The organism is Sphingomonas sp. BLHR8 (genome assembly GCF_056821725.1).
This window is the reverse complement of the sequence record NZ_JBPDIM010000001.1, coordinates 715,943-735,421: the sequence shown is the minus strand read 5'-3', so window position 1 is coordinate 735,421 and position 19,479 is coordinate 715,943. Positions and strand designations below refer to the sequence as shown.

General features: G+C 65.5%; 19 protein-coding genes. All 19 read right to left on the bottom strand.

What is annotated here, in order from left to right:
• Positions 1 to 9: 9 nt before the first annotated feature.
• The 19 genes from ACRYJK_RS03630 to efp all read right to left on the bottom strand — a co-directional run bounded on the left by ACRYJK_RS03630 (position 10) and on the right by efp (position 19,427).
• A complete protein-coding gene (locus ACRYJK_RS03630) occupies positions 10 to 1,629 on the bottom strand; it encodes a ribonuclease J (protein ID WP_482666218.1) in 1,620 nt (539 codons plus the stop codon).
• A complete protein-coding gene (locus tag ACRYJK_RS03625) occupies positions 1,626 to 2,405 on the bottom strand; it encodes a type III pantothenate kinase (protein ID WP_482666217.1) in 780 nt (259 codons plus the stop codon). Before ACRYJK_RS03625 ends, ACRYJK_RS03630 begins: the two co-directional genes overlap by 4 nt.
• A 14-nt stretch (positions 2,406 to 2,419) precedes the next feature.
• On the bottom strand, positions 2,420 to 3,277 hold the full coding sequence (locus tag ACRYJK_RS03620; RefSeq protein ID WP_482666216.1) for a biotin--[acetyl-CoA-carboxylase] ligase: 858 nt from the start codon (positions 3,275 to 3,277) through the stop codon (positions 2,420 to 2,422).
• Positions 3,166 to 4,599 carry an NADH-quinone oxidoreductase subunit NuoN gene (gene nuoN, locus ACRYJK_RS03615; protein WP_482666215.1) on the bottom strand — a complete coding sequence of 478 codons (1,434 nt, stop codon included), beginning with the start codon at positions 4,597 to 4,599 and terminating at the stop codon, positions 3,166 to 3,168. Before nuoN ends, ACRYJK_RS03620 begins: the two co-directional genes overlap by 112 nt.
• Entirely contained in the window at positions 4,599 to 6,134 is a 1,536-nt protein-coding gene (locus tag ACRYJK_RS03610; protein ID WP_482666214.1) for an NADH-quinone oxidoreductase subunit M, read from the bottom strand. Before ACRYJK_RS03610 ends, nuoN begins: the two co-directional genes overlap by 1 nt.
• Positions 6,131 to 8,215 (bottom strand): NADH-quinone oxidoreductase subunit L, encoded by a 2,085-nt coding sequence (gene nuoL, locus ACRYJK_RS03605; RefSeq protein ID WP_482666213.1) that lies wholly within the window; start codon positions 8,213 to 8,215, stop codon positions 6,131 to 6,133. The genes ACRYJK_RS03610 and nuoL overlap by 4 nt, the downstream gene beginning before the upstream one ends.
• On the bottom strand, positions 8,215 to 8,520 hold the full coding sequence (gene nuoK, locus ACRYJK_RS03600; RefSeq protein ID WP_482666212.1) for an NADH-quinone oxidoreductase subunit NuoK: 306 nt from the start codon (positions 8,518 to 8,520) through the stop codon (positions 8,215 to 8,217). The genes nuoL and nuoK overlap by 1 nt, the downstream gene beginning before the upstream one ends.
• Positions 8,517 to 9,125, bottom strand: coding sequence for an NADH-quinone oxidoreductase subunit J (locus ACRYJK_RS03595; protein WP_482666211.1), 609 nt, complete (start codon positions 9,123 to 9,125; stop codon positions 8,517 to 8,519). The genes nuoK and ACRYJK_RS03595 overlap by 4 nt, the downstream gene beginning before the upstream one ends.
• A gap of 90 nt (positions 9,126 to 9,215) precedes the next feature.
• Positions 9,216 to 9,701: an NADH-quinone oxidoreductase subunit NuoI gene (nuoI, locus tag ACRYJK_RS03590; RefSeq protein WP_482666210.1), complete on the bottom strand. Its 486-nt coding sequence runs from the start codon at positions 9,699 to 9,701 to the stop codon at positions 9,216 to 9,218.
• Positions 9,698 to 10,753 carry an NADH-quinone oxidoreductase subunit NuoH gene (nuoH, locus tag ACRYJK_RS03585; protein WP_482666209.1) on the bottom strand — a complete coding sequence of 352 codons (1,056 nt, stop codon included), beginning with the start codon at positions 10,751 to 10,753 and terminating at the stop codon, positions 9,698 to 9,700. The genes nuoI and nuoH overlap by 4 nt, the downstream gene beginning before the upstream one ends.
• Complete coding sequence (nuoG, locus tag ACRYJK_RS03580; protein WP_482666208.1) at positions 10,750 to 12,756, bottom strand: NADH-quinone oxidoreductase subunit NuoG; 2,007 nt, start codon at positions 12,754 to 12,756, stop codon at positions 10,750 to 10,752. The genes nuoH and nuoG overlap by 4 nt, the downstream gene beginning before the upstream one ends.
• Positions 12,756 to 14,060 carry an NADH-quinone oxidoreductase subunit NuoF gene (nuoF, locus tag ACRYJK_RS03575; RefSeq protein ID WP_482666207.1) on the bottom strand — a complete coding sequence of 435 codons (1,305 nt, stop codon included), beginning with the start codon at positions 14,058 to 14,060 and terminating at the stop codon, positions 12,756 to 12,758. The genes nuoG and nuoF overlap by 1 nt, the downstream gene beginning before the upstream one ends.
• Positions 14,057 to 14,767 carry a complex I 24 kDa subunit family protein gene (locus ACRYJK_RS03570; RefSeq protein WP_482666206.1) on the bottom strand — a complete coding sequence of 237 codons (711 nt, stop codon included), beginning with the start codon at positions 14,765 to 14,767 and terminating at the stop codon, positions 14,057 to 14,059. The genes nuoF and ACRYJK_RS03570 overlap by 4 nt, the downstream gene beginning before the upstream one ends.
• Positions 14,768 to 14,929: 162 nt before the next feature.
• A complete protein-coding gene (locus ACRYJK_RS03565; protein WP_482666205.1) occupies positions 14,930 to 16,156 on the bottom strand; it encodes an NADH-quinone oxidoreductase subunit D in 1,227 nt (408 codons plus the stop codon).
• On the bottom strand, positions 16,156 to 16,998 hold the full coding sequence (locus tag ACRYJK_RS03560) for an NADH-quinone oxidoreductase subunit C (RefSeq protein ID WP_482666204.1): 843 nt from the start codon (positions 16,996 to 16,998) through the stop codon (positions 16,156 to 16,158). The genes ACRYJK_RS03565 and ACRYJK_RS03560 overlap by 1 nt, the downstream gene beginning before the upstream one ends.
• Positions 16,995 to 17,546, bottom strand: coding sequence for a NuoB/complex I 20 kDa subunit family protein (locus ACRYJK_RS03555; RefSeq protein WP_482666203.1), 552 nt, complete (start codon positions 17,544 to 17,546; stop codon positions 16,995 to 16,997). The genes ACRYJK_RS03560 and ACRYJK_RS03555 overlap by 4 nt, the downstream gene beginning before the upstream one ends.
• Positions 17,543 to 17,917 carry an NADH-quinone oxidoreductase subunit A gene (locus ACRYJK_RS03550; RefSeq protein WP_482666202.1) on the bottom strand — a complete coding sequence of 125 codons (375 nt, stop codon included), beginning with the start codon at positions 17,915 to 17,917 and terminating at the stop codon, positions 17,543 to 17,545. Before ACRYJK_RS03550 ends, ACRYJK_RS03555 begins: the two co-directional genes overlap by 4 nt.
• Positions 17,918 to 18,002: 85 nt before the next feature.
• Positions 18,003 to 18,821 (bottom strand): inositol monophosphatase family protein, encoded by an 819-nt coding sequence (locus ACRYJK_RS03545; protein ID WP_482666201.1) that lies wholly within the window; start codon positions 18,819 to 18,821, stop codon positions 18,003 to 18,005.
• 42 nt (positions 18,822 to 18,863) lie between these two features.
• Positions 18,864 to 19,427, bottom strand: a complete 564-nt coding sequence (gene efp, locus ACRYJK_RS03540; protein ID WP_482666200.1) for an elongation factor P — start codon at positions 19,425 to 19,427, stop codon at positions 18,864 to 18,866.
• Positions 19,428 to 19,479 lie beyond the last annotated feature (52 nt).

Sequence of the window (19,479 nt, the reverse complement as noted above, 5' to 3'; positions counted from 1 at the left end):
GGCGGCGCCTTAGTCCAGGAGGAGTACGTCGACGATCGGCTTCTTGCCCGTCCAGTCGGTCAGCACTCGGCGCACCGCCAGACGCACCGCCTCGCGTCGACGTTCGCGATCGCGCTCACCCGAACGCGCGGCGTCGAGCGCAGCTTTGCGTGCGTCGGCGAGCAGCTCGTTGCGCTCTTCCGGCTCGACCGGCAGTCCTCGGCACGTCACCTCCGCCTGCCTGCCCGACACCGCCACCGACGCATGGCCATTGACCGCGAGCTTGCGCCGCTCGTTGACCGAACCGCCATCGGCATCGACGATCATGTCGCCGTCGAGCACGAGCCGCCCGGCACGGGCATGACCGACGATCGCCGCCGGACCCGGCGCGATGCGCACGATCTGACCGCACTGCTGCACCAGCGCCTCGGGGATGCCATTGGCCTTCGCAAATCGCGCGTGCGCCAACAGGTGACGGATCTCGCCGTGCACCGGGATTAGCAGCTCCGGGCGAACCCACTCGTACATCAGCTTGAGTTCCGGCTGCCCCGGATGCCCGGACACGTGAATATGCGCCTGACGTTCGGTGATCGTTTCGACCTCCCGCTCCGCCAACAGGTTCATGACCCGCCCGATCGCAATTTCATTGCCCGGAATGTGGCGAGACGAGAACACGACCCTGTCGCCCCGCTCGAGCTTGATCGGATGCTCCCCTTCGGCAATCCGCGACAGCGCGGCGCGGGGCTCCCCCTGCCCTCCGGTCGCGACAATCAGCACCTCGCCGCGCGGCAGCCGCATCGCGGTCTCCCAGTCGACCGTCTCCGGAAAGCGGTCGAGATAGCCGCACGCCTTGGCGGTCGCGATGTAGCGGTCGAGGCTGCGACCAGCGACGCACAGCCGTCGCCCGGTCGCCTTGGCGACTTCACCGATCGTATCGAGCCGCCCCACATTGCTGGCGAAGCTTGTCACCAGCACCCGCCCCGGCGCGTCGCGGACGACACGGGTCAGCCCCTCGACGACGCTCGCCTCGCTGCCGGCGGCCTCCGCATTGAAGACATTGGTCGAATCGCACACCAGCGCGCGGACGCCGTCCCCCACCGCGCGGCGGACGTTCTGCTCCGCCTCGGGCGTGCCAAGCCGCGGGTCATTATCGATTTTCCAGTCGCCGCTGTGGAAAACCGAGCCTGCCGCAGTGTCGATCAGCAGCGCGTTCATTTCGGGGATCGAGTGCGCAAGCTCGACCGGGGTCACGCGAAACGGACCGAGCGCGAACGGCGCATCGACGTCGTAGGTGACGAGCTTCACCCGCCGGTCGATCTTCTCTTCCGCGAGCTTGCGCTGCACAAGCATCGCCGTGAAACGGTTGGCGTAAATCGGGACGCCCAGGTCCGCCGCCAGATACGCAACGGCACCGATATGATCCTCGTGCCCGTGCGTCAGCACGATGCCGACCAGCTGCTTCAGGCGCTCTTCGATGAAGCCGATGTCGGGAAGAATGATGTCGATCCCGGGATATTCGGCATTACCGAATGTCACCCCCATATCGACCATCAGCCATTTGCCTGCGTGGCCATAGAGGTTGAGGTTCATGCCGATCTCGCCCGATCCACCCAGGGCGAGGAACAGCAGCTCGTCGTTGCGCGGCGTCACTGGGCGCGCACCCGCGCGTGCATCATCGCCAACCCGGCGATGGTCAGATCAGGCTCGATCGCATCGAACATGTTCGTCGCTTCGGCGAACAGGGCAGCAAGGCCCCCCGTGCCGATGACCGTCGTCGGACGACCGATTTCCCTCTTCATGCGCTCGACCAATCCTTCCATCATTGCGACATAGCCCCAGAACACGCCGACCAACATCTGCGATTCCGTGTCCGTGCCGATCACGCTTGCGTTCTCGGGCTTCGCGATCGCGATGCGCGGCAGTTTCGCCGCCGCCGCCACCAGCGCGTCGAGCGACAGGTTGACCCCGGGTGTGATGATGCCGCCCTTGTAAGCCCCATTGTAATCGATCGCGTCGATCGTCGTCGCCGTGCCGAAATCGATGACGATGAGGTCGCCCTTGTGCCGCTCATGCGCGGCGATGGCATTGACCACACGGTCGGCGCCGACGCTGCGCGGTTCGGTGACGTCGAGCGCGATCGACCAGTCCATCGGCGCTTGACCCGCCACCAGCGCCACGTGCCCGAAATATTTCTCGGCCAGCACCGACAGGTTATGGAGCGCGCGCGGAACGACCGTCGCAATCGCCACGTCGGTGACGCTGTCGCGGGCGATTCCCTCGATCTGCATCAGCTGGAACAGCCAGACCGCATATTCATCCGCGGTCCGTCGCGCGTCGGTGGCGATGCGCCAGCGTGCGCGCACTTCGGTCCCATCGAGCACCGCAAAGACAACATTGGTGTTTCCAGCATCGATGGCCAGCAGCATCGGACGACCTCCGCTCAACTTGCGACTTCGGGCAGCAGCGACACATCGCCCGCATCGATCCGGCGTAGTCCGCCGGCCTCGTCGCGCAACAGCAATGCGCCGTCGCGATCGAGCCCCGCGAAACGACCGCTGAAACCGCCCTCGCTTCCCGAAACGGCGATCGACGTGCCGATCGGGTGCGCCCGCGCGAGCCAGTCGGCCTGCAGGCGGTCCGGCCAACCGTCGAGCCGCCACTGCGCCACGCGCGCGACGAAATATTCGGCCAGTCGGTCGGCAAAGCTATCCCGTTCGACCGCGACTCCGTGGTCGGCGAGGGCCGTGGTCGCGCGATCCGGGAGGTGTGGCGCACTGGCGAGATTGACCCCCACCCCGACGATGACCGCGTCCGCGACCCGCTCGAGCAAGATCCCGGCGAGCTTCGCTTGCTCAAGCAGAACGTCGTTCGGCCATTTCAACCGGACCGCCGGTGCCGACACCGACAGGGCATCATGCAGCGCCAGCCCTGCCACGAAGGCGAGACTTGAGGGCGCAGGGTCGTCGCCCCGCAAACGAACGAGCGTCGAACCCATGAAGTTGCCGGCGCCGTCCTGCCAGTCGCGCCCCAGCCTGCCCCGCCCCGACGTCTGGCGCTCGGCGACCAGCCAGTCCCCTTCACGCCAGATCTGACGCCGCTCGACGACGGTCTTGAGGTCCGCGTTGGTCGATCCGGTCTCTGCGACGATCGTGATGCGTGCGCCCGCGGCCGCAGGAGGAACGTTGGTCAGAACAGCGCGCCTGCCGCGTTCCGGGTGATGACGTCGAGCGGCGCGATCACTGCGAAACCGAGCACGCCCACGAACAACACCGCCAGCGCGACGATACCCTGCTCCCACACGGAAGAGCGGACCGGCATCGCCACGGGCGACGGCTCGTCGAACATCATCAGCTTGATGACCCGCAGATAGTAGAATGCGCCGACGACCGACAGCACCGCGCCGACGACCGCCAGCCAGACCAGCTTTGCGTTGACCGCAGCGGTGAACACCAGCAGCTTCGGCCAAAAACCGAACAGCGGCGGGATCCCGGCAAGGCTGAACATCAGGACCGCCAGCCCCGCCGCCAGCCAAGGCCGCTTGCGCCACATGCCGGCGAGGTCGGCCATCCGCTCGATCGGCCGGTCCTGATCGTCACGCAACATCATCAGCGCCGCGAAGCTCGCAAAGGTCATGATCGCATAGATGATGAGGTAGAACAGCACCGCCGCGACGCCTTCGGCCGTCCCCGCCGCCAGCCCGATCAAAATGAAGCCGACGTTGGCGATCGAGCTGTAGGCGAGCAGCCGCTTGATGTTGCGCTGGCCGATTGCGCCGATCGACCCGATCACCATCGACGCGACCGCGAGGAAGGTGACGATCTGGCTCCACGCCGGGGTCGCCGCGGGCATGGCTTCCACGCAGACGCGCACCAGCAGAGCGGTTGCCGCAATTTTGGGCGCCGTAGCGAAGAAGGCGACGACCGGCGTCGGTGCTCCCTCATAGACGTCCGGCGTCCACATGTGGAACGGCGCGGCGCTGATCTTGAACGCGAGTCCCGCAAGCACAAACACCACGCCCATCAGCAGCCCGATCGACGCATCGCTGCCAATCGCCGCGCCGAGCGCCGGGAGGTTCGTGGTTCCGGTAAAGCCGTACACGAGCGAGATGCCGTAAAGCAGGATGCCACTCGCGAGGCTGCCCAGCACGAAATATTTGAGCCCCGCCTCGCTCGATCGATCATCGCGTCGCGAGAAGCTCGCAAGGACGTACGAGGCGAGGCTGTTGAGCTCGAGCCCGACGTAGAGGGTGATGAGGTCCCGGGCCGAAACCATCACCCCCATGCCGAGCGTCGCCAGAACGACCAGCACCGGGAACTCGGGCCGATAGCCCTCCGTCCGGAAATAGCGTGGGGCGAACACCAGCGACGCGATCGCGGAGGCATAGATGACCGCGCGCGTCAGGCCGGCAAACGCGTCGACGGTCACCGTCTCGCCAAACGCAAAGGCGTCGATGCCGCGCAAACCGGCGAGCATGACTAGGGCCACCGACAGCACGGCAACCCCCAGCCATGTCAGCAACCGGCCACGATGTTCGCCCGCGAAAGCCGCCACCAGCGTCATCAGCAGCCCGCCGATGATCAGCGCGAGGTCGGGTGCGGTGAGCGCGAAATCCTTCGCCATCAGTGCGACTCCCCCGGCGCTTGCACATGTCCGGTGACCGGCGGGGCCTGCCCCACGGTCGGCCGGCTGTCGCTGATCGGCCGGGCCGTCTCGACCCGCTCGACGATCCGACCGACGTCATCTCGGATCGGCGCGAGAAAGCTTTCGGGGTAAATCCCCATCCACAGCGTTGCGAGGCCGATGGGCAGCAGCAGCGCCCACTCGCGCAGCGACAGATCGCGCATCGTTGCGGTTTCTGCGCTCGCCGCCGTCCCGAAAATGACCCGGCGATAAAGCCACAGCATGTAGGCCGCGCCGAGGATGATCCCCGTCGTGCAGACGAACGCCGCCCAGGTGTTGAGCTGGTACACGCCCATCAGGCTCAATAATTCACCGACGAAGCCGCTGGTGCCCGGGAGGCCGATCGAGGCCATGGTGAACAGCAGGAACAGCAGCGCGTAGCCGGGCATATTGTTGGCGAGCCCGCCGTAACGCGCAATCTCCCGCGTGTGCAGCCGGTCGTAGATGACGCCCACGCAAAGGAACAACGCGCCCGAAACGAGACCGTGGCTCAGCATGACGATGATGCCGCCTTCGAGCCCCTGCCGGTTGAAGGCGAACATCCCCGCAGTGACGATCGCCATGTGCGCAACCGATGAATAGGCGATCAGCTTCTTCATGTCGCTCTGCACCAGCGCGATGAGGCTCGTGTACACAACCGCGACCATCGACAGCGCCAAGACCAGCCACGCCAGTTCGGCGGAAGCCTGCGGGAACATCGGCAGGCTGAAGCGCACGAAGCCATAGCCGCCCATTTTCAGCAGCACCCCGGCGAGGATCACCGAACCCGCCGTCGGCGCCTGTACGTGGGCGTCGGGGAGCCATGTGTGGACCGGGAACATCGGCACCTTGACCGCGAAGCTCGCGAAAAAGGCCAGCCACAGCAACGTCTGCGCCGAGCGCGGGAAGTCGTGCTGCATCAGCGTCGGGATGTCACCGGTGCCTGCGGAGGAAATCATCCACAGCATCGCCACCAGCATCAGCAGCGAGCCGAGCAGCGTGTAGAGGAAGAATTTGTAGCTCGCGTAGATGCGGTTCGCGCCGCCCCAGATGCCGATGATGAGGTACATCGGGATGAGGCCGGCTTCGAAGAAGATGTAGAACAGGATCAGGTCCTGCGCGGCGAACACGCCGATCATCAGGGCTTCCATCGCGAGGAAGCACGCCATGTAGAGCCCGGTGCGATCGGTGATCGTGCGCCAGCTCGCTCCGATGCAGATCGGCATCAGGAATACCGACAGCATGATCAGCATCAGCGCGATGCCATCGATGCCCAGCGCCCAGTTGAAGCTGCCCGCGATCGGCAGCCGCTCGACGAACTGCCACTGCGCCCCGGCGATCTGGTAGTTCGACCAGAGCCAGATCCCCAGCGCGAGTTCGACCAGCGTCACGATTAACGCGGTCCACCGCGCCGCATCGCCGCGCAGGAACAGGCATCCCACCGCCGCCGCCATCGGCAGCGCGATCATCAGCGAAAGCACGGGCACTCCGTTCATGCGCCGCGCCACCAGAACAGCCAGCTCGCGAGCGCCGCGAGGCCGATCAGCATGACGAAAGCGTAGCTGTAGATGAAACCCGACTGGAGCTGACGCGCGATCAGGCTCGACCCCGCGATCGACGCGGCTGCACCATTCGGACCGAAGCGATCGACGGTCCCCTCGTCACCCTTTTTCCAGAACAGGCGACCGAGCAAGGCTGCCGGGCGGACGAAGATCGCGTCGTACAACTCGTCGAAATACCATTTGCGCGCGAGGAAGCGGTGGAGATCGGGCATCCGTCCCACGATCCGAGCGGGCGCGCCCGGATCGCGAATGTAATTGCGGTAAGCTATGGCGAGCCCGATCAGCATCACCGCGGCGGGGGTCAGCTTGACCCACAGCGGCACGTCATGCGCGGCGTGCATCAGATGCGTGTCGAAGGCGAGACTGCCCGCCCAGAAGCGCGCGCCTTCCTCCGCTTCGACGAACGGCCCGTGGAACAGGAAGCCCGCGAAGATGGCGCCCAAGGTCAGCACGCCGAGCGGAAGCAGCATCGTCCACGGACTTTCGTGCGGCTTGTAACCCAATGTGCCCTCCGCCTCGTGGTGGTCCGCGCGCGCGACAGCCGCCGTTGCCGGTGCGTGACCGGCGTCCTCCGCGGCCGGATCGCCGGCACTCTCATGACCGTGGTGGTCGGCATGCACGGCATGCTGGATATGCTCCGAACCCGCCCAGCGCGCCTTGCCATGAAAGGTCAGGAAGATGAGACGCCAGCTGTAGAAGCTGGTGAGCAGCGCGGTCACCGCGCCGACAAAGAACGCCATCTGTCCGTACGGCCCGCTCGCGAACGCGCTCTCGAGGATGATGTCCTTCGAGTAGAAGCCGGCGAAGCCGAACACCCCCAGGATTCCCACCCCGGTGATCGCCAGCGTGCCCGCGATCATCGCCCAGTAGGTCAGCGGAATATGCCGCCGTAGGGCGCCATAATGGCGCATGTCCTGTTCGTGGTGCATCGCGTGGATGACCGACCCCGCACCCAGGAACAGCAACGCCTTGAAGAAGGCGTGCGTGAACAGGTGGAACATCGCCGCGCCATAGGCACCGACGCCCGCCGCGAAGAACATATAGCCGAGCTGCGAGCAGGTCGAATAGGCGATGACGCGCTTGATGTCGGTCTGCACCACGCCGATCGTCGCGGCGAAGAAACAGGTCGCGGCGCCGATGAAGGTGACGAAGCCGAGCGCGATCGGCGCGGTCTCGAACAGCGGCGACAGCCGGCACACCATGAACACGCCGGCGGTGACCATCGTCGCGGCATGGATCAGCGCCGATACGGGCGTCGGCCCCTCCATCGCGTCAGGCAGCCAGGTGTGGAGCCCAAGTTGCGCGGATTTGCCCATCGCGCCAACGAACAGCAGCAGGCAGATGATCGTCAGCGTGTCGACGCGCAGCCCCAGAAAGCCGATGCTCGACCCGGTCATGGACGGCGCCGCCTGGTTGATGGCGTCGATCGACGCCGTACCGAACACGAGGAACAGCGCGAAGATACCCAGCATGAAGCCGAGGTCGCCCACGCGATTGACGACGAACGCCTTGATCGCGGCGGCGTTCGCGCTCGGCTTGTGGTACCAGAAGCCGATCAGCAGGTAGGAGGCGAGGCCCACCCCTTCCCAGCCAAAGAACATCTGGACGATGTTGTCCGCGGTCACCAGCATCAGCATGGCGAAGGTGAACAGCGACAGATAGGCGAAGAAGCGGGGCTGGCTCGGGTCTTCGGCCATGTAGCCCCAGCTGTAGAGGTGAACCAGCGCGGACACGGTGGTGATCACCACCAGCATCACCGCGGTCAGGCTGTCGACCCGCAGCGACCAGTCAACCGCGAGATCGCCCGAGCGCAGCCATTCGAGCACCGGGACGACGCTCGCCTGCGCGCCGCCGGCGACGAAATCGAGGAAGATCGGCCAGCTCAGCGCCGCCGACACGAACAGCGCCGCCGTGGTGATCAGCTTCGACAGTGTCGGACCGAGCCAGCGGCCTCCGAGGCCCGCCACGAGCGCAGCCGCGAGCGGCAGGAAAACGATGGCGACGATGGGATGCATCAGCCCTTCATCCGGTTTGCATCGTCGACCGCGATCGTCCCGCGCTCACGGAAATAGATGACGAGAATGGCGAGCCCGATGGCCGCCTCCGCTGCGGCGACGGTCAGCACTAACATCGCGAACACCTGGCCGGTCAGGTCCCCGAGAAACGCGGAGAAGGCGACGAGGTTGATGTTCACGCTCAGCAGGATGAGCTCGATCGCCATCAAAATTATGATGACGTTGCGCCGGTTGAGGAAAATCCCGACCACGCCGAGCACGAACAGGATCGCGCTCACGACGAGATAGTGATGCATGCCGATCACAGCTGGACCCCCTCCCCGATCGCGGGCGTAACCAGACGCGTCGCGTCGCGCGGCAGTCGAGCGTTCTGACGCCGCACATTCTGACGCAGCACGTTCGACCGCTTGCGGTTGGTCAGGACGATCGCGCCGATCAGCGCCACCAGCAGCACAATCCCCGCGATCTCGAACACGAAAATATACTTGGTGTAGAGCAGCTGCCCGATCGCGCGGATATTGCTCACATCGGTCGGGACGATTGCCGTGCGCGGCGCCGCGACGCTGCCCGCGCTCCAGGAACCGAGCGCGAGGATCAGCTCCGCCACGATGATCGCGGCGAGCAGCAAGCCGAACGGCAGGTACCGGACCGCGCCCTTGCGCAATGCGGCGAAGTCAACCTCCAGCATCATCACGACGAACAGGAACAGCACCGCTACCGCGCCGACGTAAACGATCACCAGCAGCATCGCGATGAACTCGGCGCCGGCGATCAGCATCAGGCCAGCCGCGTTGAAAAAGGCGAGGATCAGCCAGAGGACGCCATGCACCGGATTGCGGCTGGATACGGTCAGCACCGCCGAGGCGATCAGCACCGCGGCGAAGATGTAAAAGGCGACCGTCTGGATCACGCGATCGCCCTCGCGGCGCGCGACGATGCGACGTCGTTACGCGGGAATCCCGCGTCGGGGCGAAGCTGCTGATTCATCGGTGCCGCGCCCCTAGCGATACGGTGCATCGGCGGCAAGGTTGGCGGCGATGGCGCGCTCCCAACGATCGCCGTTGGCGAGCAGTTTCGCCTTGTCGTAAAGCAATTCCTCGCGCGTTTCGGTCGAGAATTCGAAGTTCGGCCCCTCGACAATGGCGTCCACCGGGCACGCTTCCTGACAGAAGCCGCAGTAGATGCATTTGGTCATGTCGATGTCGTAGCGCGTCGTCCGGCGCGACCCGTCCTCGCGCGGCTCCGCCTCGATCGTGATCGCCAGCGCCGGGCACACCGCCTCGCACAGCTTGCACGCGATGCACCGCTCCTCGCCGTTCGGATAGCGGCGCAGGGCATGTTCGCCGCGAAACCGAGGGCTCAGCGGGTTCTTCTCGAACGGATAGTTGATCGTCGCCTTGGGCTTGAAGAAATAGCGCAGCGTCAGCGCATGCGCCTTCAAGAATTCCCACAGCGTGAACGACTTGATCGTGTAGGCGATGCTCATGCCGGCACCCCATAGCGCGTGATCATGAGATACCCCGAGACGAGAACGACGAACAGCAGCGACAGCGGCAGGAATATCTTCCACCCCAACCGCATCAGCTGATCGTAGCGGTAGCGCGGCACGGTCGCCTTCACCCAGCTGAAGATGAAGAAGAACAGGAAGATCTTGGCGAACAGCCACACCATCCCCGGAATATCGAACCAGGGGATGAGGTCGATGTTCAGCGGCGGCAGCCACCCGCCCCAGAACAGGATGGCGTTCAGCGCGCACATGAGGATGACATTGGCATATTCGCCGAGCCAGAACAGCGCAAAGCTCATCGAGCTATATTCGGTCTGATAGCCCGCGACGAGCTCGCTCTCCGCCTCGGTGAGGTCGAAGGGCGCGCGCGCGGTTTCGGCCATTGAACTGATCAGGAACACCACGGCCATCGGAAACAGCAGTGGATTGAACCCGAAGCCGTTGAGCAGGCCGAACACATGCCCTTGCTGCTGACGGATGATTTCGCTGAGGTTGAAGCTCCCCGCCCACAGCACGACGCACACCAGCACGAAGCCGATCGACACTTCATAGCTGATCATCTGCGCCGCGGCGCGGAGCGCGGAGAAGAACGGATATTTCGAGTTCGACGCCCAGCCCGAAATGATGACGCCATAAACGCCGAGCGAGCTGATCGCGAGGATGTAGAGCAGCCCGACGTTGATGTCGGCGAGCACCTGCTGCGCGCCAAATGGAATCACCGCCCACGCCATCTGTGCGACGGTGAAGGTGATGATCGGCGCGAGCAGGAACAGCACCTTGTTCGCGCTCGAGGGGACGATGGTCTCCTGAAGGAACACTTTCAGCCCGTCGGCGAAGCTCTGCAGTAGCCCGAACGGACCGACCACGTTGGGCCCACGACGCAGAGCGATCGCTGCCCAGATCTTGCGGTCGGCGTAGATAATCATCGCCACCGCGAGCATCAGCGGGAGCACAATCAGCAAAATCAGCGCCAGCGTGCCGGCAAACCAGCCGAGGCCGGTGCCGAGCCAGGATTGCAGCCAGGCGGTCATTCGGCGGCCTCCGCAAAATCGACGCCGTGGAGCAGTTCGGCCGAACAGCGCTGCATCGTCGGCGACGCGCGGCAGATGGCGTTGGTGAGGTAGAAATCGGCGATCGGGTAGCCGCTGATCGCGCCGTCGCTTTCGCGCGCCACTGAGGGCACCGACCAGCCGTAGTCGGCCAGCCCTTCACGCCCGAGCGCTGGCACCGCAGCGGCCATCGCCGCGCGGCAGCCGTCGAAGCTGTCGAACCCGACGTTCACGCCGAACACATCGGCCAGTGCTCGGAAGATCGCCCAGTCTTCGCGCGCGTCGCCCGGCGGGAACACCGCGCGCTCGCTGCGCTGCACGCGGCCCTCGGTATTGACGTACGTGCCCGGCTTTTCCGTCCACGCCGCCGCGGGCAGGATGACGTCCGCAGCTGCCGCGCCCTTGTCGCCGTGGTGGCCGACATAGACTTTGAAGCTGTTCGCGAACGCCGAGTAGTCGACCTCGTCTGCGCCGAGCGAGAACAGCAATTTCGGCCCCGCGTTGGCGATATCGGCGATGCCGCCCGGCTGCGCATAGCCGAGCATCAGCCCGCCCATCCGGCTCGCCGCCATGTGCACGACGCCAAAACCGTTCCAGCCATCGCGCACCAGGTTGAGGCTCTCAACGAGGCCAAGCGCGAGGCCGTTCGCCTTGGCGAGCCCCGCGCCGCCGACGATCACCAGCGGCTTCTCCGCCTTCGTAAAGGCGTCGCGGACATGCTGCGGCAAGTCGCCGAGCAGCGTGACAGCCTCGCCAAGCCAGTCGACGGCGTAGGTCTGATCGGCCTCGGCACCGATCCCGAACACGGGCACGCGGCGCTTCCACACCGCCTTGCGAATGCGCGTGTTGATGAGCGGCGCCTCCCAGCGGAGGTTGGTGCCGATGAGCAGAACCGCGTCCGCCTCCTCCACCCGCGCGATCGTCGGGTTGAAGTTGACCGCGGAGAGGCTGGTCACGTCGTATTTGAGGCCCGTCTGCCGCCCTTCGAGCAGCGTCGAGCCCATCGCGCCGAGCAATGCCTTGGCCGCAAACATCGTCTCGCAATCGACGAGATCGCCGGCGATGGCCGCCACCGACGCGCCCGCGTTCACGTCGCGGATCGCAGCGAACGCCTGATCCCACGTCGCCGGTTGCAATTCGCCCCCGACGCGCACCCACGGACGGTCGAGCCGCCGCTCGACCAGGCCGTCGACGTGGTGGCGCGTCTTGTCGTGCGCCCATTCCTCGTTGACGTCGTCGTTGATGCGCGGGAGCACGCGCAGCACCTGCCGCCCGCGACTGTCGATGCGCACGTTGGTGCCGACCGCGTCGCTGACGTCGATGCCGGGGGTCTTGGTCAGCTCCCACGGCCGCGCTTCGAACGCATAGGGCTTCGAGGTCAACGCGCCCACCGGGCACAGATCGACGACATTGCCCGAAAGCTCGCTCGCCACCGCGCGTTCGAGGTAGCTGGTGATCTGCATATTTTCGCCGCGATAGAGCGCGCCGATATCCTCGACCCCGGCGACCTCCTCGGCGAAGCGCACGCAGCGGGTGCACTGGATGCAGCGGGTCATCACCGTTTTGATGATCGGACCCATGTACTTCTCGGTCACCGCGCGCTTGTTCTCGTCATAGCGAGAATGGCCGCGGCCGTAGGCGATGGCCTGATCCTGCAGGTCGCACTCGCCCCCCTGATCGCAGATCGGACAGTCGAGCGGGTGATTGATCAGCAGGAACTCCATCACGCCTTCGCGCGCATGGCGAACCATTGCGCTGTCGGTGCGGATTTCCTGCCCGTCCGCCGCCGGCAGCGCGCACGAAGCCTGCGGCTTGGGCGGCCCCGGCTTCACCTCAACCAGGCACATGCGGCAGTTGCCCGCGATCGACAGCCGCTCATGATAGCAGAAGCGCGGAATTTCCTTCCCCGCCGCCTCGCATGCCTGAAGCACGGTGGCGCCGGCAGGAACCTCGACCTCGAGACCGTCAACGGTGACCTTAGGCATCACTCCGCTGCCTCCAGCATCGCGCCACCCTGCCCCGCACGCTCGGCGATGCGGCGTTCGATTTCCGGGCGGAAGTGCTTGAGCAGGCCCTGGATCGGCCATGCTGCCGCGTCGCCCAGCGCGCAGATGGTGTGACCTTCGACCTGCTTGGTCACTTGGTGGAGCATGTCGATTTCCTCAACCGCGGCGTCGCCGGTGCGCAGGCGCTCCATCACCCGCCACATCCAGCCGGTGCCTTCACGGCAGGGGGTGCACTGGCCGCAGCTCTCGTGCTTGTAAAAGTAGCTGAGGCGGCTGATCGCGCGGACGATGTCGGTCGATTTGTCCATCACGATGACGCCCGCGGTGCCGAGCCCCGATCCCAATGCCTTCAGCCCGTCGAAGTCCATCGGCGCATCCATGATCTCGTGTGCCGGCACCAGCGGCACTGACGACCCGCCCGGGATCACCGCGAGGAGGTTGTCCCAGCCGCCGCGGATGCCGCCGCAATGCTTTTCGATCAGTTCGCGGAAGGGAATGCTCATCGCCTCTTCGACGACGCAAGGGCGCTCGACGTGGCCGCTGATCTGAAAGAGCTTGGTGCCCTTGTTGTTGTCGCGCCCAAAGCTCGAGAACCACCCCGCCCCGCGGCGCAGGATGGTCGGCACCACCGCGATGCTCTCGACATTGTTGACCGTCGTCGGGCAGCCGTAGAGCCCGGCCCCTGCCGGAAACGGCGGTTTGAGCCGCGGCTGGCCCTTCTTGCCCTCGAGGCTTTCGATCATCGCAGTCTCTTCGCCGCAGATGTAAGCGCCAGCGCCACGGTGCACGTACACGTCGAAGTCGTAGCCAGAGCCTGCCGAGTTCTTGCCCAGCAGCCCCGCGTCGTAAGCCTGCGCGACGGCAGCGAACAACGTCTCCGCCTCGCGGATATATTCGCCGCGAATGTAGATATACGCCGCCCGCGCGCGCATCGCGAAGCCGGCGATGAGCGCGCCCTCGATCAGCTTGTGCGGATCGTGGCGAATGATCTCACGGTCCTTGCACGAACCCGGCTCGGATTCGTCGGCGTTGATGACGAGGAAGCTCGGCCGGTCGGGCTTGGGCCCCTTGGGCATGAAGCTCCACTTCATGCCGGTAGGGAAGCCCGCGCCGCCGCGTCCGCGCAGCCCGCTCGCCTTCACCTCCTCGATGATCGCGTCCTGCCCGCGCAGCATCAGCGCCTTGGTATCATCCCAATCGCCACGCGCGCGCGCGCCATCGAGCCCCCAATCCTGAAATCCATAGAGGTTGGTGAAGATGCGGTCCTTGTCGGCGAGGCTCATGCCGGCGCTTTCTGCGGTGGCGGGGGAGCGGGTTGCGGTGCGCCCCACTCGCCGCGGTAGTCATGATTTTCGCCGACCATCGCGGTCAGCGTCGTTGGGCCGCCCGCGGGCTCGCTCGTATGGCGGCCGGGCTCCTGCGTGCCCGTCTTGGGCGTGCCCCCTGCCGCGAGCGCGTCGAGGATGGCGAGCGTGCGGTCATAGTCGAGGTCTTCGTAATTATCGTCGTTGATCTGGACCATCGGCGCCGTGGCGCAGTTGCCCATGCACTCGACCTCGGTCAGCGTGAACAGGCCGTCGGGGGTGGTCCCGCCCTTGACCATGCCGCGGTTCTTGCACGCCGCGAACACGTCGTCCGATCCGCGCAGCATGCACGGCGTCGTCCCGCACACCTGTACATGATAGCGGCCGACGGGAACGAGGTTGTACATGGTGTAGAAGGACGCGACTTCGAGCACGCGGATATACGGCATGCCGAGCTCGCGACCGATGAATTCTATCACTGGGATGGGGAGCCACCCTTGCGTATTGGTCTCCGCCCCCACCTGCCGCTGGGCGAGGTCGAGCAGCGGCATCACCGCGCTGCGCTGACGCCCCTCGGGGTAGCGCGCGATGATCTCACGCGCCTTGGCGGCATTTTCCGCGGTCCAGGCAAAGCCCGACCAACGCGCGCGAACCTCGGCTTCGTCGGGTAGGTGCACGTCAGCCATGCTGTGCGTGTCCTTTCGAATGCGATCCATCCAGAAGCCACCAGCCCATGGGCGCCAAGATCAGCGCGACGAGTGGGCTCGCTTGCCAAAAATTCGTGATGTCGCCGACATAGTAGACGAGCAGTAGCGTGGCCGCTGCCACCCCAAGAGTCTCCCGCAGCGTCACCGGTCGCACTCCCCGAACACGATATCCATCGCGCCCAGGATCGCGGTCGCATCGGCGAGCATGTGGCCCTTGGCCATGAAGTCCATCGCCTGCAGGTGGCTAAACGCGGTCGGGCGGATCTTGCAGCGATAGGGTTTGTTGGTCCCGTCGCTCACCAGATAGACGCCGAACTCGCCCTTGGGGCTTTCGGTCGCGACATAGACTTCGCCGGCGGGGACGTGGAAGCCTTCGGTGTAGAGCTTGAAGTGATGGATCAGCGCTTCCATCGACATCTTCATGTCGCCGCGTTTGGGCGGCACCACCTTGCGGTCGTCCGAAGCGATCGGGCCGTCGGGCATCTCGTTCAAACATTGTTTGATGATGCGCGCCGACTGATAGACTTCCTCGACGCGGACCATGAAGCGGTCGTAGCAATCGCCGCGCGTTCCCACCGGGATCTCGAAGTCCATCCGATCATAGACGTCATAGGGCTGCGATTTGCGCAGGTCCCAGGCGATGCCGGCGCCGCGGATCATGGGACCGGAAAAGCCCCACGCGAGTGCATCGGCCTTGCTCACCGTCGCGATGTCGACGTTGCGCTGCTTGAAGATGCGGTTGTCCGTAACGAGGCTCATCGCATCGCCAAACAGCTTCGGCAGCCGCGTCTCGCACCATTCGCCGATGTCGGCGAGCAGCTTCAAGGGCACGTCCTGATGCACACCACCTGGCCGGAAATAGGCCGAGTGCATCCGCGCGCCCGACGCGCGCTCGAAGAAGTTCATGCAGTCTTCGCGCAGCTCGAACACCCACAGGTTCGGCGTCATGGCGCCGACGTCCATGACGTGGCTGCCGATGTTGAGCATGTGATTGGAAATGCGCGTCAGCTCGGCGAACAGCACCCGCAGATATTGCGCGCGGATCGGCACCTCGAGGTCGAGCAGCTTTTCGACGGCGAGCACATAGCTGTGCTCCATGCACATCGGTGAGCAGTAATCGAGCCGGTCGAAGTACGGCAGAGCCTGCAGATAGGTCTTGTATTCGATCAGCTTTTCGGTGCCGCGGTGGAGCAATCCGACGTGCGGGTCGATCCGCTCGATCACTTCGCCATCAAGCTCCATCACCATGCGCAGCACGCCGTGCGCCGCCGGATGCTGCGGGCCGAAGTTGATGGTGTAGTTGGTGAGCTCCTGATCGCCCGGCGTCTTCGCATCGTCGGGCGTCAAAATGTCATAGACATGCGCCATCAGGCGTCTCCCGCGGGCTTGGCCGGCGCATCCGCGGCCGGCTCGACCGGCGTGATCGGCGGCGTGGCGGCGGCCTGCGCATGGGTGGTGACCGTCGCGCCCTTGTCGGCCCCGGTCTCGGCCGGCGTATCGGTAACCTTGGGCTTGGGCGGCGGCGGGGCCGGCGCGGGGGCGGTGGCGCCCTTCGCCTCCGCCGCCGTCGCCGGCGTGGGCGCGCCAGGCGCCTGGCCTTCCGCCTTCTCATCACCGGGAAGCGCATATTGCGCGCCTTCCCACGGGCTGAGGAAATCGAACTGGCGAAAATCCTGCACCAGTTCGACCTTGTCATAGACGACGCGCTTTTCCGCCTCGGAGTAGCGCATCTCGACATAGCCGGTGAGCGGGAAGTCCTTGCGGAACGGATGGCCCGCGAAGCCATAGTCGGTGAGGATGCGGCGCAGGTCGGGGTGCCCCGAAAACAATACGCCGTACATGTCGAACACTTCACGCTCGAGCCAGCCAGCGCTCGGGTACACCCCCGTCACCGTCGGCACCGGCGTCATCTCGTCGGTGGTGACTCGCACCCGCAGGCGATGGTTCCGCGTGACGCTGAGCAGGTGATAGACGACCTCGAACCGCTCTGGGCGGCCCGGGTAATCGACCCCTGCGATCTCCATCAGCTGTTGATAGTCGAACTCGTCGCGCAGTCGCGTCAGCACGTCGGCGATTGCATCGCGCGCGACGGCGATGGTCGTTTCCTCGACGAGTTCGGTCTGCGCCAGCAGCGCCGATCCGAGCGCGGCCGGCAGATGCTCGGCAAGCTCCGGCCGAGCGCGCACGCGGGGGGCGGGCGAAGCACTCATCGGGCGAGCGTCCCGGCGCGGCGGATCTTTCGCTGCAACTGCATCACGCCATACAGCAGCGCCTCTGCCGTCGGCGGGCAGCCGGGGACGTAGATATCGACCGGAACGATCCGGTCGCAGCCACGCACCACGCTGTAACTATAGTGGTAATAGCCGCCGCCATTGGCGCAGCTGCCCATCGAGATGACGTATTTGGGCTCCGACATCTGGTCGTACACACGCCGGAGCGCCGGAGCCATCTTGTTGCAGAGCGTGCCGGCGACGATCATCACGTCGCTCTGCCGCGGCGATGCGCGCGGCGCGACGCCGAACCGCTCCATGTCATAGCGCGGCATGTTGACGTGGATCATCTCCACCGCGCAACAGGCGAGACCGAATGTCATCCACCACAGCGAGCCGGTGCGGGCCCACTGGAACAGCTCTTCGCTGCTGGTGACGAGAAAACCCTTGTTGTCGACTTCGCCCTGCAAATCGCGGAAGAACGCCGCGTCGGGCTCACTGCCGGCGGGGGGTGCGCCCGCGGGGTCGAGGATGATCGAACCGCTCATTCCCAGTCCAACGCTCCCTTCTTCCACGCATAGGCCAGCCCGATCACGAGTTCGAGCACGAACACCATCATTGTCGCCCAGCCGGCCCAGCCAATGTCCCCCAGGCTCACCGCCCAGGGGAACAGGAATGCGGCTTCGAGATCGAAGATGATGAACAGGATCGCGACGAGGTAGAAGCGGACGTCGAACTGACCGCGGCTGTCCTCGAACGCGGGGAAACCGCACTCATATTCGCTGAGCTTGTCCGGGTCCGGCCGGTGCGTGCCCGTCAGCCGCGACACCCCCATCGGCAAAAACACGAACAGCGCCGACAACCCTGTCGCAACGAACAGGAACAGAAAGATCGGCGCATATTGGGAGAGATCGACCAAAGGGGAGACTCTGTTGCTGGAACGCGCGGGTTCGCTGCCCTCTAGGTCAGAGCGGCGTGGCTCACAAGGGCGTTCGCGTGATGTTTCAGGCGTTGCGGAGCGCGCCCGCGACCAGCTTGTGAAGGCGGCTGTGGAGCGCGTCATTACCGGCGATCATTTCCTGCCGCTCGATCGGCCGCTCGCCGCCGCGATAGTCGCTGACGAAGCCGCCCGCCTCGCGCACCAGCAGCATCCCCGCGGCAACGTCCCACGGCTCGAGCCCCGACTCCCAGAAGCCGTCGAACCGACCCGCCGCGACCCACGCGAGGTCAAGGCTCGCCGCCCCGAACCGGCGAATGCCCGCCACCGACGGCGCCACGGCGCCAAAGATGCGCGTCCACTGCGCCATGTCGCCATGACCGAGATAGGGGATGCCGGTCGCGATCAGCGCGTCCGACAGCTCGCGCCGCGCCGATACGCGCAGTCGCTGGTCGTGCCGCCAAGCGCCCCGGCCCCGCTCCGCCCAGTAGCTCTCGTCGGTGATCGGCTGGTAGACGAGGCCCGCGACGATATCGCCCCAGGTCCCGTCGGGCTTCGCGTCCTGCACCCCGATCGAAATGGCGAAGTGCGGGATGCCGTGGAGGAAATTGCTGGTCCCGTCGAGCGGATCGACCACCCAGCGTGGCTTCCCCTCCGCCCCTTCGATCTCGCCGCCCTCTTCGAGCAGAAAGCCCCAGTCGGGGCGTGCGCGCCGCAGTTCCTCAACCAGCGTCGCTTCGGCCTGTTTGTCGGCGCGGCTGACGAAGTCCGCCGGCCCCTTGCGGCTGACCTGCAGATGCTCGACCTCGCCGAAGTCGCGGCGGAGCTTGCCCCCCGCCTTGCGTGCGGCGCGCTCCATCACAGTGATGACGCCCGATTGTGCCATGTCGCTACTCCCCCCTCCCCACAAGGGGAGAGGTTTCAATGATCAGTCCGCGCGGCGGACGTATTCGCGGTCGTAGACATTGACGACGATGCGCGTGCCGCTGGTGATGTGCGGGGGCACCATCACACGCACGCCATTGTCGAGCATCGCGGGCTTGTAGCTCGACGACGCCGTCTGGCCTTTCACCACCGCGTCGGCCTCGACGATGGTCGCCTCGACCTGCTCCGGAAGCTCGACCGAGATCGGGCGCTCCTCCCACAGCTCCAGCACCACATCCATGCCGTCCTGCAGGAACTCCGCCGCCTCGCCGACCACGTCCTTGGCGATGGTAATCTGCTCGTAGCTGTCCTTGTCCATGAAGACGAGATCGTCGCCCTCGGCATAGAGATACTGGAAATCCTTGGTGTCGAGCCGGACGCGCTCGACGGTGTCGGCGCTGCGGAAGCGCACGTTCGTCTTTCGCCCGTCGATCAGGTTTTTCATCTCGACCTGCATGAACGCGCCGCCCTTGCCCGGCTGCGTGTGCTGGATCTTCGCGACCTTCCAGATGCCGCCCTCATATTCGAGGATGTTGCCGGGGCGAATGTCGACGCCGCTGATCTTCATGGGGACGGTCCCTTGTCGAGAAGCTGAGAATGAAAAGAGCTGTGCGGACGTT

Coding starts and splice junctions, on each gene's coding strand:
- ACRYJK_RS03625 (WP_482666217.1), bottom strand. CDS start 2,405: ATGCTGCTGGCCATCGATGCTGGAAACACCAATGTTGTCTTTGCGGTG.
- nuoN (WP_482666215.1), bottom strand. CDS start 4,599: ATGGCGAAGGATTTCGCGCTCACCGCACCCGACCTCGCGCTGATCATC.
- ACRYJK_RS03610 (WP_482666214.1), bottom strand. CDS start 6,134: ATGAACGGAGTGCCCGTGCTTTCGCTGATGATCGCGCTGCCGATGGCG.
- nuoL (WP_482666213.1), bottom strand. CDS start 8,215: ATGCATCCCATCGTCGCCATCGTTTTCCTGCCGCTCGCGGCTGCGCTC.
- nuoI (WP_482666210.1), bottom strand. CDS start 9,701: ATGAGCATCGCCTACACGATCAAGTCGTTCACGCTGTGGGAATTCTTG.
- nuoH (WP_482666209.1), bottom strand. CDS start 10,753: ATGACCGCCTGGCTGCAATCCTGGCTCGGCACCGGCCTCGGCTGGTTT.
- nuoG (WP_482666208.1), bottom strand. CDS start 12,756: ATGCCTAAGGTCACCGTTGACGGTCTCGAGGTCGAGGTTCCTGCCGGC.
- nuoF (WP_482666207.1), bottom strand. CDS start 14,060: ATGAGCCTCGCCGACAAGGACCGCATCTTCACCAACCTCTATGGATTT.
- ACRYJK_RS03570 (WP_482666206.1), bottom strand. CDS start 14,767: ATGGCTGACGTGCACCTACCCGACGAAGCCGAGGTTCGCGCGCGTTGG.
- ACRYJK_RS03565 (WP_482666205.1), bottom strand. CDS start 16,156: ATGGCGCATGTCTATGACATTTTGACGCCCGACGATGCGAAGACGCCG.
- ACRYJK_RS03560 (WP_482666204.1), bottom strand. CDS start 16,998: ATGAGTGCTTCGCCCGCCCCCCGCGTGCGCGCTCGGCCGGAGCTTGCC.
- ACRYJK_RS03555 (WP_482666203.1), bottom strand. CDS start 17,546: ATGAGCGGTTCGATCATCCTCGACCCCGCGGGCGCACCCCCCGCCGGC.
- ACRYJK_RS03545 (WP_482666201.1), bottom strand. CDS start 18,821: ATGGCACAATCGGGCGTCATCACTGTGATGGAGCGCGCCGCACGCAAG.
- efp (WP_482666200.1), bottom strand. CDS start 19,427: ATGAAGATCAGCGGCGTCGACATTCGCCCCGGCAACATCCTCGAATAT.